This is a genomic window from Halococcus agarilyticus, assembly GCF_000334895.1.
Lineage (GTDB): Archaea > Halobacteriota > Halobacteria > Halobacteriales > Halococcaceae > Halococcus > Halococcus agarilyticus.
This window is the reverse complement of sequence record NZ_BAFM01000010.1, coordinates 1-12,894: the sequence shown is the minus strand read 5'-3', so window position 1 is coordinate 12,894 and position 12,894 is coordinate 1. Positions and strand designations below refer to the sequence as shown.

General features: G+C 66.7%; 12 protein-coding genes. 5 read left to right on the top strand and 7 right to left on the bottom strand.

Annotation, left to right across the window (positions count from 1 at the left end; genetic code table 11):
* Positions 1–2: 2 nt before the first annotated feature.
* The 3 genes from TX76_RS09285 to TX76_RS09275 form a co-directional block, all read right to left on the bottom strand.
* A complete protein-coding gene (locus tag TX76_RS09285) occupies positions 3–1,046 on the bottom strand; it encodes a hypothetical protein (RefSeq protein ID WP_049901923.1) in 1,044 nt (347 codons plus the stop codon).
* Complete coding sequence (locus TX76_RS09280; RefSeq protein WP_049901920.1) at positions 1,043–1,276, bottom strand: DUF4177 domain-containing protein; 234 nt, start codon at positions 1,274–1,276, stop codon at positions 1,043–1,045. The genes TX76_RS09285 and TX76_RS09280 overlap by 4 nt, the downstream gene beginning before the upstream one ends.
* Positions 1,277–1,381: 105 nt before the next feature.
* The gene (locus tag TX76_RS09275; RefSeq protein ID WP_049901916.1) at positions 1,382–2,605 is read right to left on the bottom strand and encodes an AI-2E family transporter; all 1,224 of its coding nucleotides are present in this window, start codon (positions 2,603–2,605) and stop codon (positions 1,382–1,384) included.
* A gap of 191 nt (positions 2,606–2,796) precedes the next feature.
* On the opposite strand from TX76_RS09275, the gene TX76_RS09270 reads away from it, so the two are divergent.
* A complete protein-coding gene (locus tag TX76_RS09270; protein WP_195156034.1) occupies positions 2,797–3,150 on the top strand; it encodes a hypothetical protein in 354 nt (117 codons plus the stop codon).
* Positions 3,151–3,370: 220 nt separating this feature from the next.
* Here the strand turns inward: TX76_RS09270 and hemL are convergent, their stop codons facing one another.
* Both hemL and TX76_RS09260 read right to left on the bottom strand, forming a co-directional pair.
* Entirely contained in the window at positions 3,371–4,711 is a 1,341-nt protein-coding gene (gene hemL, locus TX76_RS09265) for a glutamate-1-semialdehyde 2,1-aminomutase (protein WP_049901913.1), read from the bottom strand.
* Positions 4,712–5,119: 408 nt separating this feature from the next.
* A complete protein-coding gene (locus TX76_RS09260) occupies positions 5,120–6,076 on the bottom strand; it encodes a transcriptional regulator (protein ID WP_049901911.1) in 957 nt (318 codons plus the stop codon).
* A 146-nt stretch (positions 6,077–6,222) separates the two neighbouring features.
* On the opposite strand from TX76_RS09260, the gene TX76_RS09255 reads away from it, so the two are divergent.
* The 4 genes from TX76_RS09255 (at position 6,223) to TX76_RS09240 (ending at position 11,058) form a co-directional block, all read left to right on the top strand.
* Entirely contained in the window at positions 6,223–7,485 is a 1,263-nt protein-coding gene (locus TX76_RS09255) for a tRNA(Ile)(2)-agmatinylcytidine synthase (RefSeq protein ID WP_049901907.1), read from the top strand.
* Between the two features lie 92 nt (positions 7,486–7,577).
* Entirely contained in the window at positions 7,578–8,357 is a 780-nt protein-coding gene (locus tag TX76_RS09250) for a sugar phosphate isomerase/epimerase family protein (RefSeq protein ID WP_049901904.1), read from the top strand.
* A gap of 831 nt (positions 8,358–9,188) precedes the next feature.
* Positions 9,189–9,707, top strand: a complete 519-nt coding sequence (gene pyrE / locus TX76_RS09245) for an orotate phosphoribosyltransferase (protein ID WP_049901901.1) — start codon at positions 9,189–9,191, stop codon at positions 9,705–9,707.
* 70 nt (positions 9,708–9,777) lie between these two features.
* Positions 9,778–11,058 (top strand): glycosyltransferase family 87 protein, encoded by a 1,281-nt coding sequence (locus tag TX76_RS09240; protein WP_049901898.1) that lies wholly within the window; start codon positions 9,778–9,780, stop codon positions 11,056–11,058.
* A 41-nt stretch (positions 11,059–11,099) separates the two neighbouring features.
* Here the strand turns inward: TX76_RS09240 and TX76_RS09235 are convergent, their stop codons facing one another.
* Both TX76_RS09235 and TX76_RS18095 read right to left on the bottom strand, forming a co-directional pair.
* Positions 11,100–12,716: a DUF11 domain-containing protein gene (locus TX76_RS09235; protein WP_049901895.1), complete on the bottom strand. Its 1,617-nt coding sequence runs from the start codon at positions 12,714–12,716 to the stop codon at positions 11,100–11,102.
* The coding region (locus TX76_RS18095) for a hypothetical protein (RefSeq protein WP_062946288.1) at positions 12,679–12,894 on the bottom strand (216 nt) is incomplete at its 5' end. The genes TX76_RS18095 and TX76_RS09235, both read right to left, overlap by 38 nt.

The window sequence follows — 12,894 nt, the reverse complement described above, 5'->3', positions numbered from 1 at the left end:
GGCTATCGCTGTGAGTCCCGGAGGATCAGCGGCTCGATCGCGAGCGTGCGCTTCGCGACGGTCACGATCCGCAGGACATACGACGTGAACAGCAAGAACGGGATCAGCGTCACGGTGAACGCAGCGCCGATCAGGAGAGTGATGTTCTCGAACCCGAGCGTGGTTCCGGAGAGCGTTCCGGGTTCGGCGACGGTGAGCATGATCCCCGCGACGGCGAGCGCCGGGATCGCGGCGTAGAGGATCAGCTGCGAGAGCGTGACCAGCGCCCACTCGAAGTAGAGGGTCTTGACGTGTTCGCGCGCCGGCCCGAACATCGAGAGCGCCGACTTCAACTCGTTGAGGAGGTCGTTTTCGGGCTGGCCGAGGTCCTCCTCGTGGTCGTGGAGGAGGCGCTCGACCTGGTAGATCTTCCAGCCGTAGTTGTAGTTCAGGGCGGCGAACAGCACGTCGAACGTGCCGAACGTCGCGCCGTCGAGCTGGTCGCGCACGGTTTCGGAGTTGCCGATCAGGCTCTCGGTGAACTCTTCGGTCTCCCACTGGAGCTGGTCGCTGTCGATGTCGCTGAGACCGTCGCGCACCGCCTCGGCGCGTTCCTGGGAGAGGTCGACGAGACCACGCAGGAACGCCGAGGGGTCCGCGGGGCTCGGCGTGCCGATCAGCTCCTCGGTGTAGTCCCGGAAGTCCATCGAGTTCTCCATCCGCTCGCGCTGCTCGCCGAGCGGGCCGTTCTCCTGGGAGAGCACGAGCTGACCGATCGTGACGACGAGGGTGACGCCGGTGATGATCGCACCGAGCATCGCCGAGAACATCGTCTCGATCGTGTCGCCGGATTCGAGCTGTGGGACCAGCGGCGGCGGGAGCACCGTGACGCCCACGACGAACACGGCGAACATCGCAACCGCGAGGACGCCGGTGACGACGAGGCGGTTCGCCCCCAGCAGCAACCAAAGCTTGAGCCGGCTTTCACCCGCACGCTCGCGCATCGTGTTCGGCGTGCTGACGTCGATGTCCGTGTCGACGTTCGATTCGTCGATGTCGGAACTCACGACGAACCACCATCCTCGGAGTCGTCGCTCGAACCGGCGGGGCGCTCGAACACGATGAACTTGGTTCCGCCGCCGGTGTAGTCGATGGTGTCGACGAGTCGCCACCCCTCGGCGGCGAGGTCGTTGAGTTCGTCCTTCGGGTCCTCGGACTCCTTTCTCGTCTCGCCTCTCGGCGGCCTGAGGGTTTCGTACTCCCACTGCGTGTCGGAGTCGGATCGGCGGCTTCCCATACGCCGACCACGCCCAACAGCGTCAAAAAGCCGGTCCTTGCCTCGACGACGGGCGTGTGGGACTGGAGCGACGCCCCGCTGTTGCTCCGACGGACGCGTGCGGTTCTACCCGTCGTCGGTGGTCTCGTCCGTGGTCGTTCCCTCGTCGTCGATTTCGGCGGACTGATCTCCGTCGTCGGCCGTCGCCTGGCCGACGGCGTCGACCTTCGCCTCGGTGGGGTCGGTTCCGAGCGACGTCGTCTCGGTCGGCGCTGGCGAGAAGGGCCGTCCTCGGATCAGATCGCCGAGAACGACGTTCGCGAACTGGACCACGATCACCAGCAGGAACGGACCGAGGAAGAGCCCGTACCACCCGAACAGCGCCGCGCCGAGGATGTAGGCGAACAGCACCGCGCCCTCGTGCATGGTCTGGCCCGAGATGTACGGGCGCACGATCGACTGCGGGATGATGTCGAGGAGGAGGAAGGCAACCACCAGGAAGACGATCGGGTAGACGAGGAGATCCGCACCGGCCTCGACCGCCCGCCACGCGAGGTACGCCGCCGCGGGGACGTACACGACTTTCCCGACCACCAGCGGGACGAACGTCGCGAGGCCAGTGAGAACGGCCAGCAGCGTCGGGAGCGGGAGGGTGACGGCCGTCGGCGCGAGCACGTTGTACCCGTTGTAGACCACGATCGAACCGATCGTGACCGCGAGCACGGTGAGCACGTTCCCGAAGTAGACCACCTCGAGATCCGCGTCGACGCCCGCGAGATACGAGTACGCGGCGGTGTCGCGACCCCCGACCTCCGCCCGATACCACGACTCCAGTCGGTTGCCGTCCCGGTAGAGGAAGAAGGCGAACGTCAGCGCCAGCGTGAGGTGGAGCAGCCCGTTCGAGATCGCCCCGAGCGTCCCCAACGCCGTGGTGAGCCCCTGCTGGACGCCCGAGACCTGGCCGAGCCGGCGCGCGAGCTGCGGCAGGTTCCGGAGGGCCCCGGCGATCGACTGCTGGTTACCCGGGAGGCGGTTCAGCACCGTATCGACCGCACCGGGTCCGGCGAAAGTGGTGAACTCCCGAAACGCGACGACGCCGGTGTACCCGAGCAGCGCCAGCGTCGGGAGGACGATGAACAGGAGCGTGACCGTCGCCGCGATCACCCGCGAATCGACTCGGGACTGGATCCGCCGATTGACGGGCCGGGCCCCGTAGTAGACGAACAGTCCGAAGACGAACGTCCCCACGAAGGAGAGGAAGAACAGTCCGACAATGGCGACCACGCCGGCGGCGACGAGCCACCAGGCGACGCGGCGGCGATCGATCTCCGACGGGAATCCGGTGGCCATGGAGCGTGATTCGGTCGTGTCTCCTTGTAGCTACTGCTCGAACGACCGCGTTCGCCTCTCGACGGTCGCCCGCCCGGTCGTGCCGGTTTCGCTTTCGAACGGTCGGGATCACGACCACGTCGCTTGTCATCGATCGGAACGACCGCCGACGCCAGGCCATCGAACGTGTTTTGACCGATCCGTCCGAACGGATGGCCGTGACAGCGACCGAGGGGTGGCGGGCGGCGCTCGCCGACGCGGGCGAACTCGACTCGGACGTGACCCAACAGATCATCCGCGTCCACGGCGACCGCGGGGTGCGTGCGATCGAGGCGGTCGCCGAGCGTCGCGTCAAGCAGTACCGCGATTTCACCGTCGTGGTGGGCCACACCGAGGAGTACGTCGTCGAGAACGGGGGCTGCACCTGCAAGGACTCGGCGTACAACCTCGATTCGGACGATCCCGACGAGGCCTGCTGGCACGTCCTCGCGGTCGCCATCGCCCGCCGGGTCGACGCGCTCGATCACCACGACATGTGGTACGCCGAGGTCCGCGAATTCCTCTAAACCCACTTTTTTGCTGTGCTACGAGACGGCTTCTTCGCGCGGCTTCGCCGCGCGAACGGTCCGCGGGACCTTCGGTCCCGCGCTACTCACGAGAACTCCGGTCGCTCGCCCTCGATCCGCCGAGGCCCGCACCGCATCTGCCACCGCACCACCGCCCCGCGGCCGCCGGCCACAGCCCCACCGCCAACGGTCAGTCACGCCGGCGGCTGGGGTATGGCGCTCACTCGAAGTAGGTTTTGTACGCTTCGAGGGTCTCCTCGACGTCCTCGTCGGTGTGGGCGTCGCTCACGAACTGCGATTCCAGCTGGTTCGCGGTCAGGAAGATCCCTTCGTCCAGCATCGCGGGCCGGAACAGCCGATCCCAGCGCTCGGTCTCGCTTCGTTCGACGTCCCCGCCGGTCTTGGGACAGCGACCGAACCGGTCGCAGTCGGGATCCTGACGACAGCCGGCCTCGCACGCCGCGGCGGGCGTGGCGGCGTCGCCGCGGGTGAACACCAGCTTGAACATGCTGTCGGTGCCGAGAACGGTGTAGCCAGGCGCGCGGTCCTCGGCGATCTCGGTCAGTCCCTTCCGGAGTTTCTCGCCGAGCCGGTTCACGTGGTCGTAGACGTCGTTTTCCGCGGCGTAGCGCAGGGTTTCGAGCCCGGCGGCCATCGCGACCGGGTGGCCCGAGAACGTGCCCGACTGGAACACGTCGCCCGAAGGCGTGAACGACTCGACGATCTCGGCGGGACCGCCGATCGCGCCCGCCGGGAACCCGCCGCCGACGATCTTCGCGAACGTGGTGAGGTCGGGTGTCACGCCCAGCTTTCCCTGGGCGCACTGGAGCCCGCCGACCCGAAAGCCCGTCATCACCTCGTCGAAGATCAGGAGCGCGCCGGACTCGTCGCACAGCTCGCGCAGGCGCTCGTGATAGCCCTCGACCGGCAGCACGCCCGCGGTGTTGCCGAGGAGGGGTTCGGTCAGCACGCCCGCGATTTCGTCGCCGTGGGCCTCGAAGACCGCCTCGATGGCTTCCGTGTCGTTGAACGGCACTGGGATGGTGTGTTCGGCGAACGATCCGGGAACGCCGGGCGAGGACGGCCGTGGGTTCTCGGCATCGCCCTCGACCAGCGTGGACTCGTGCGCACCGTGATAGCCGCCCTGCATCACGACGATCTTCTCGCGGCCGGTGTAGCCGCGAGCGAGTCGAACGGCGGAGACGGTGGCTTCGGTCCCGCTGTTGACGAACCGGCACATCTCGACGCTCGGGACGTGGCGGGCGACGAACTCCGCGAGTTCGACCTCGATCTCGGTGGGTGCGCCGTACATCGGCCCCTCGCTCAGCGTCGATTGGATCGCCGCCCGGACCGACTCGGGGAGGTCGTGGCCGAGCAGGAGCGGCCCGTAGCCCATCACGTAGTCGATGTACCGGTTGCCGTCGGCGTCGATGACGTGGGCCCCATCGCCGCGCTCGACGAACGCTGGGTAGGGTTGGGTCGCCCGCACTGAGGAGTTCACGCCGCCGGGGAGCACGTCGAGTGCGCGGTCGTAGAGATCGCGCGAGGTCGAGCGGTTCATGCGCCGGATTGGGCTGTCGGGCTGAAAGACGTTACTGAGCGGCGGTGGCGGTGCGGTGGCGGTGCGGTGGCGGCTGCGGTGCGGTAGCGGTCCTCGGCGGATGAAGGGCGAACGAGCGAAGCGAGTGAGGGCTTCGGCGGTGCGGCTGCGGAGGGGGACCTCGGAGGATCGAGGGCGAGCGACCAACGGGAGTGAGGGCTCGGGCGGTGCTGTGCGGTTGCGGGGAGGAGGAGTAGTTCTACCGCGAACGAGGCCGAAGGCCGAGTGAGCGGGTGTTTTTCATGAACGTTCGTTAGAGCGGAGCTCTAACGCAGCCCATCAGAAGTCTTCGACTTCTGAGGACGTTTTTGCAAGCGGGGGTGGGCGAGCGAGTGAAACGAGCGAGCGCACCCCCCGCAGTAAAAAGGTTCAGGCGGAGGATTTCGCGCGCTCGCGGATCAGATCACGGAGCGCGTCGGGGTCGTCGATCGCCGCGATCTCCTCGCGCTCGATCAGCGCGGTGTCGTCGACGGCGTCGCGCGAGGCGTCGTCGACGACGTACACCGATCGGGTCCGGGTCACCGCGCCGAGCGAGCTCATGATCCGGGCGCGCTTCTCGGCGGTCTTCGTGAACGCGGAGTGCCCGGTCAGCACGTTCTCGGCCCCGCCGTCGTCCTCGCTGACGGTCTTGAACGGCGCGCGCGTCGTCGGATGGACGTCGAAGCCGACCCGAGTGAGGACCGCGACGAGATCCTCGTCGTCGGCCTCGGGAGCGTCGGAGCGGTCGACCGAGTCGTCGACGACCTCGTCCGCGCCGTCGAGCACGTCGACCGGGTTCGCGAGCGGCGCGTCGAGGAGATCCTCCATCCGTGCGGCGACCTCGACCGAGGCGTTCATCCCGTCCTCGTACTTCGAGACCGTCCGTCGCGAGACGCCGAGTTCGTCGGCGAGCCGGCCGAGGCTCCAGTCGCGATCCTCGCGCTCGTCGGCGAGCACCTCGCCGTCGATGTTCACGTAGAGGCCGCCGGGGGCGGCGTAGATCATCGGCGGGACCTCCTCCACGAACAGGTCGAGCGCGGTGTCGGGGCTGAGCACGGGCACGCCGTGGCGGAGGTACATCACGCCCGGTTTCAGCTCCTCGTCCCTGGTCCGCAGCCCGATGACCAGCGGCGTCGCGTCGAGGAACCGCCCGAGTCGGCGCATCTCGACCCCGGTGGTGCCGTCGAACGCGTCGATGTTGCCGAGGATCTTCACGAGGAGGAGCTCGTCGCTGCGGCGCGCGGCGACGTCGAAGCTCTTCGGGCGGACCGCACACCGGTCGCTGACGAGGAACCCCGCGTCCTCCAGCATCGCGGTCACGTTGCCGACCAGTGCGGACCGTGACATGGGTGTACGTAAGTAGCGCCTCGTATATAGTGGTTGTGCCGTCGATATATCCCTCTCTTCCGGCGGTTGCTGCCGTACCCGACGGTAGATTTATATACGAGATTCGAGCCGGAACGCGGTTGTTCCGTGGAGTCGTGAAGAGGGGTGTGACGGTCATCGGCATCGACGACACCGATTCGCGCGAGCGAGGGATGTGTACGACGTATCTCGCCGCGCGGGTGGCGGCACGTGTCCGTGAGGAGGGTGGTGCCGTCGAGCGCCAGGTTCTCGTTCGGCTGAACCCCGCGATCGAGCACAAGACACGGGGGAACGCGGCGCTCGCGATCCATACCGATCTCGACGTCGAGGGTGCGCTCGGCGTCGCTCGCGAGACGGTCGAGGCGCTGGCGGTGACCGACGATCCGCGGACGAATCCCGGTGTCGTGGTCGCGCCCGACGGGGCGATATCGGAGCCGGTGATCGATTTCGCCCGTCGAGCCGTCCGCGAGCGCCTCACGATCGACGGGGCGCGTCGACTGATCGGGGCCTGGGAGTATCGTCACGCCGACTGGAAGGAATCGAGGGGGTTGATCGGCGCGCTCGCCGCGGTCGGGGCATGGGCGGCGTTCGACGAGTGGACCTGCGAGTACATCGCCTATCGCGAGGCCCACAGGAGAGGGACGCCGCGCGAGGTCGATCACGAGTCGGTGTTCGCGGCGGCCGACTGGGGATACCCGACAGCGTGGGACACCGTCGACCGCGACGAGGGGAGTTCGGTGTGTGTTCCCCGCGCTCCCGGACCGATCCTCTACGGGATCCGGGGCGACGATCCCGACGTCGTCCGTGGCGTCGCCGATCGGATCGAGAGCGAACCGGTAGAGCGCACAGGGATATTCGTCACGAACCAGGGCACCGACGCCCATCTCCGCGAGGGAAGCGTGGGCGAGCTCCGTGACGGGCGGGCCTACCGGGTTGCGGGAACCGTTTCGACGCAGCCCGAGACCAGGCGGGGCGGCCACGTCTTCTTCAGCCTCGAAGACGGTGATGCGTCGCTCGCGTGTGCCGCGTTCGAGCCGACGAAGCGGTTCCGCGAGCGCGTGCGCGCGCTCCGGGTCGGGGATCGCCTCGCCGTCTGTGGTGAGGTTTCCGACGGGACCCTCAAACTCGAGAAGTTCGCCGTCCGCGACCTCGTGCGGACCGAGTCCGCAGTGCCGTCCTGTCCGGACTGCGGGCGGTCGATGGAGAGCGCGGGCCGCGATCAGGGGTATCGGTGTCGAGACTGCGGAACCGGTCGGGACGGAAAGATCGAGCGCGCGATCGAACGCGACCTCAAACCCGGCTGGTACGAGGTGCCGCCGTGTGCGCGCCGCCACATCGCCAGACCCCTCGTCCGGGGTGGGTTCGACGCGCCGATCCATCCCGAGCGGTGACCGATCGGTTCCTCACCATCCCGGTTCGTCGCCGTGGCTCGGCCGGCCTCTCACCCGGGAGCGGTTAAGGAGTCGCGTCACGTAGGCGCTGTATGAGCGCGATTCGTCGTGGGTTCGTCACCCAGCTCGGGATGGGCTACGAGGAGGCGTTCGAGCATGCGGAGTCGTTCGGGCTCGACTACGTGGAGCTGATGATGGACGGCGCGCACGAGCGCACCGCGCTCGCCGACGAAGCCGATCGGGTGCGCGCGCTCGCGGACGAACGAGGGCTCGATCTCGTCGTGCATCTCCCCTTCCGTCTCGACATCGCCTCGCCGTTCGAGCACGTCCGCGAGGGTTCGCTCCGCGAACTCCTCGCGGCGATCGAGACCGCGGGCGAGTGCGGCGCGGAGAAGGGCGTGATCCACGCGAGCACCGATGCCTGGCCGCCGGCATGGGAGCACGATCCGCTCCGTGAACACCTCCTCTCGTCGATCCGCGATCTCGACGCGTTCGGCCGCGAACGCGAGTTCGAACTCTGCGTCGAGAACGTCGCCAGCGAGTTCTTTCCCGCCGCATCGTTCCCCCGATTGTTCGACGAGACCGACGCGAGCATGACCCTCGACACCGGCCACGCGCGGATGAACGGGATGGACGCGGCGGCGATGGCCGACTTTCTCGCCGAACACGGCGATCGGGTGGGCCACCTCCACCTCAACGACACCCGGATGCCGAAGGACGAACACCTGCCGTTCGGCGCGGGCACCATCGACTTCGAGCAGGTGTTCGAACCGCTTCGAGATGGGTGGACCGGCACGCTCTCGCTCGAAGTGTTCACCGACGACAGGGGCTACATCGAGACCAGCGTCGACCGGCTCGACGAGCTGCTCTGATAAGGATTGGCGGAGGTCTTCGGAGTTCTCACATCACGGATTGCCGACTCGTTGAAATCGGCGTGCAAGACCTAGGGCGCGTATCTTGCACGTTCCACACTCATACTTATCCCGTCTAACGGCTCGTCCCTACGTCACTAGTGGTTACTAAAGAACTGTAACATCCCAAACTTCGCGCTACGATATTCCATCTAACGTAATTATGATTAGAACCGAATAGCAGTCCGAGTCACTACTAACGTCGCTACTAACGAGCTTTTCTGACCACGGCGACTCAGTATCGGTCCGAGTCGCTATCGTCCATTCACTAGACATGTCTTCCCAGCCAGAACTGTTAAGTAATTGATTATCAATGCTCCTGACCTGCTCCTCTTCGTTTCGTGATGGTGCTTCGAGCGTTACTGTTGTACGATGGGCAACACTGCTGTCCGTCTTGATTCACACAGAGAGAACACGATCTTCATGATCCGCATTTCTGAGTGCTACTTGATCGAGCTCTGGGGGCGTGTTCTCTGATCCACCGATAATCCCCGTACAGCCAGAAAGCGCAGTAGCGATAACACTCGCCCCAGCAGCGAGGAACTGGTGTCGAGTCATTTTCGAGTCCATCGATGTGCTATACAGATCCAACGGTCAACATAAACTGTTTGTCGAACTGATCTCATTGCGGTCCACAGGTGTTAGAGGGGTGAAATGTCCCAAGGATGGCTCTCTGAGAGATGCTCAGGGATGGCGAGATGACAGATCAGGGAATCGTGCCAGCGATCAGAGGTACGGATCACGGTTCGACGCTCCGCGCCGCTTATGTCGGGGCCGTCCGACCGGAGGACAATGGCGAATCAGGACCTCATCGACGCGCTCCAGAGAGCTGACGCCGTCGAGTTCGGCGAGTTCGAACTCTCCCACGGCGGCACGAGCGACTACTACGTCGACAAGTACCGCTTCGAGACCGATCCGGGCTGTCTCTCGACGATCGCGGCGGCGTTCGCCGGGCGGATCGACGGGGCGAAACTCGCGGGCGTCGCACTCGGGGCCGTCCCGCTGGTCGCCGCGACGAGCGTCGAGACCGGCACGCCGTACGTGATCGTGCGGAAAGAACAGAAGGAGTACGGCACCGGGAACCGGATCGAGGGCGACCTGGCCGACGGGGAACGGGTGGTCGTGCTCGAGGACATCGCCACCACCGGCGAGAGCGCGCTGTCGGCCGTCCGTGCGCTCCGCGAGGCCGGCGCGATCGTCGATCGCGTGCTCGTGGTCGTCGACCGCGAGGAGGGTGCACGCGAGACGCTGGCCGCGGCGGACGTCGAACTCGCGTCGCTCGTGACCGCCTCGGCGTTGCTCGACGACTGACCTCGCTCGCGGTACGGATCGTCCCCCACGTTTACGTGGTGCGAGCCGAGTAACGATACGGGATCGAGTCGTGTCAGCCCTCGCCGACCTGCTGTCCCGCGGCGAGCGACGACCCGTCTTCGTGGCGGTTTCGCTCGTCACGCTCGTGGTGCTCCTCCAGTGGCCGTTCGCGGACTGGTATCTGCGGGCGACGGGTGTGCTCGAACCGGTCGAGTTCTACGACGCCGGAGTGTACTTCGGTGCACTCGACGCCTGGCAGGCTGGCGAGCCGATATATCGGCCGAACGAGAGCGGCGGTCACTTCGGCGGGTTCCTCTACCCGCCGCTCGTCTTGCTCCTGTTCGACCTGTTCGATGGACTGCCCCACCCCAAGTGGGCGTGGGAGCTGTTCTCGCTCGCGTTGCTGTGGATCGGCCTCCAGCTCGTCGTCGCGGCGTACGGCCTCGATCTCCCGTGGTGGGAGTGCGGCGTGTTGCTGTGGGCGCTGGTCGGGTTCTACCCGCTCTGGTTCTCGTTCAAGCACGGCCAGGTGTCGATCTTCCTCGGCGGGGTGCTCGCGTTCGCGCTCGTGGGGCTCGAACGCGGGAAATCGCGATCGACCGGGCGAGCGGTGCCGAACGGGCGGCTCGACCGGGCGGCGAGCGGTGCGCTGACCACGATCGCGGCCGCGGTCAAACTCACCTACCTGACCGCCGGGGCGCACCTCCTCGGCGACCGCGACCGACTGACGGGAGCGGTCGTGACCGGGGGGCTGCTGGTCGCCGTTTCGCTGCTCGCCTTCGGTCTCGAAACCCACCTCCGCTACCTCGACGTCCTTCGCTGGGGGATCGCGTCGGGGGGCGATCCGAGGCCGCCGGGACTGTCGAACGTCGCCTACTACCATCCCCTCTACGCGGTTCGACACGCCGGGACGACGGTGCGCGTCTTCGGCGTGGTCGTGGTCGGTGGCCTCGCGCTCGCGGCCGCGTCGGGCGACGCCGACACCCAGACGTTCGCACTGGGGGTGACCGCACTTCCGTTGCTGGCTCCGCAGCGATACACGTACACGTTCGCGGCGCTCCTTCCGGCGGTCGTCGCACTGCTCGCCATCGAGCTACGGCGCGACGATGGCCGGCCGGTGGTGCCCGTGATCGCGCTCCTCTCGTTGCACGTTCACGCGCTGGGGCTCAAGCTTCTCGTCGGCCCGTTCCGAGCGCAGTTCGGGTTCGTCGAGGCACTCCAGCCGGCGTACGGTCTTCTCCAACCCGGACTGTGGGGCAACCTCCTGCTCGTCGGGCTCGCCACCGTGCGTGTCGCCGAACACGCGTCGGTGCCGACGTGGCTGTCGCGAGGGTTGTCGGACGTTCGGTGAACGGGGCTGCTGCGAACGGTGTCGAACGAAGACGGCCGAGATCAGCGCTCGGACCGTCTGATCAGGAGCGACACCGCGGCGAGCCCGCCGACGAGGCCGAACACGCTCTGTGCTGGCGTCCCCGAGCCCGCCGACCCGGACGGCGGGAAGTCCCCTTCATCCTGCTCGAACTTCCTGATCTCGTTCTGACCCGCGGGACAGGGGTTCGACGGCGATCGGTCGTCGCTCACGTCCTCGCCGTTCCCGAACACCACCGTATCGCTCGCTCGACCGTCGAAGTCCTCGAAGATCTGCCCACCTTTGACGACGACCGTGTCGATCCCGGACCCCTCGTAGGAGAACGCGTACAGCTCGCCCTCGTCGTCGTAGAACGCGTCGGTGATGTCGACGGAGGCGGCGTCGGCGTCACCCGCGGTGCAGAAGGCAGCGAAGCTGATCTCCGGCTGTCCCTCGACTGGCGTCGGTGTCTCGGTCGTCGTAGTGTCGGTCGTCGTAGTGTCGGTTGTATCGGTCGTCGTAGTGTCGGTCGTCGTAGTGTCGGTTGTATCGGTGTCGGTCGTCGTGGTGTCGTCCGTCGTGGTTTCCGGGGAGGTGGTATCGGTCGTCTCCTCAGTCGTGGTGTCCGTTGCTTCGGTGGTCGTCTCCTCAGTCGTGGTGTCCGTTGCTTCGGTGGTCGTCTCCTCAGTCGTGGTGTCCGTTGCTTCGGTGGTCGTCTCGGTCGTGGTTTCGGTGGGTTCACCCTCCCCATCGTCGGGTTCGACCGTCACGCTGTCCTGGTCGTCCTCGTCGGGGTCGTCGTTGCCCGGCGTCGAGTCGACGTCCTCCTGATCGGCGGTTTCGACCTGCGCGACGTTCTCGACGGCCTCGTCGGTGGTCAGCTCCGCGGTGAGCTGGAGCGTGGCGCTCTCACCGGGGGCGAGCTCGCCGACCGTCCAGATGCCCGAATCGGCGTCGTAGCTACCCTGACTCGCGCTCGAGGAGACGAACTCCAGCCCCTCGGGCAGCACGTCCTCGACGGTGACGCCGGTGGCGGTCGTCGAGCCGTCGTTGTTCACGGTGACGTCGAACGTCACCTCGTCGCCCTGCTGGATCTGCTCACAGAAGGTGATCCCCGAGACCGAGCCGCTGCCGGGGAAGGTGACCTCCAGTCGGCGGACGTTCTCGGCGTCGAGCTGGGCCACGTTGTAGCTGTTGTCGCCGAGATCCGGCGACTCGGTCGACGCGACGACGTTCCCGTCGGCGTCGAACGCCGTGATGGTCGCGGCCTCGCCCTCGTCGATGTCGAGGAACTCGAGCTGGTCGACGCGCGTGGGCTGGTCGAACTCGAAGACGATCGTCCCACCACCGTCGAAGTCGTCCGGATCGCTCTGATCGCCGTCGGCCGAGATGATGAACACGTTGCCGAGCGACATGTTGTTCTCGCCGGGTTCGCCCGCCTCGCCACCGTCGCCGACTCCCGGCCCACCGAAGTCCTCGTTGGGCGAGCCCAGATCGAAGTCGCCGCCGGTCGGGTCGCTCGAATCGAACACCATCACCTCGCGGCCGCCCGCGTTCTCCGTGCTCACGGTGATGCCGTCGTCGGCGAACTCGTCGTCGATGATCTGTCCGGCTTCGAGCGGCTCACCGTCCGATCCCGTCTCGAACCCGGTGTTCGGCACACACACGCCGGCCGGAGTCCGGTTCGAGATCGTCTTGTTCAGCTCCAAGTCGATCTTTTCCGGCGTTGGCGTCGGCGTCGGCGTTGGCGTCGGCGTTGCAGTTGGCGTCGGCGTCGGCGTTGCAGTTGGCGTCGGCGTCGGCGTTGCAGTTGGCGTCGGCGTTGGCGTTGCAGTTGGC

Bases quoted from the DNA above. Each gene is read 5' to 3' on its own strand.
- TX76_RS09270 (WP_195156034.1), top strand. From the start codon at position 2,797: ATGGCCGTGACAGCGACCGAGGGGTGGCGGGCGGCGCTCGCCGACGCG.
- TX76_RS09275 (WP_049901916.1), bottom strand. From the start codon at position 2,605: ATGGCCACCGGATTCCCGTCGGAGATCGATCGCCGCCGCGTCGCCTGG.
- TX76_RS09280 (WP_049901920.1), bottom strand. From the start codon at position 1,276: ATGGGAAGCCGCCGATCCGACTCCGACACGCAGTGGGAGTACGAAACC.
- TX76_RS09260 (WP_049901911.1), bottom strand. From the start codon at position 6,076: ATGTCACGGTCCGCACTGGTCGGCAACGTGACCGCGATGCTGGAGGAC.
- hemL (WP_049901913.1), bottom strand. From the start codon at position 4,711: ATGAACCGCTCGACCTCGCGCGATCTCTACGACCGCGCACTCGACGTG.
- pyrE (WP_049901901.1), top strand. From the start codon at position 9,189: ATGGCGAATCAGGACCTCATCGACGCGCTCCAGAGAGCTGACGCCGTC.
- TX76_RS09250 (WP_049901904.1), top strand. From the start codon at position 7,578: ATGAGCGCGATTCGTCGTGGGTTCGTCACCCAGCTCGGGATGGGCTAC.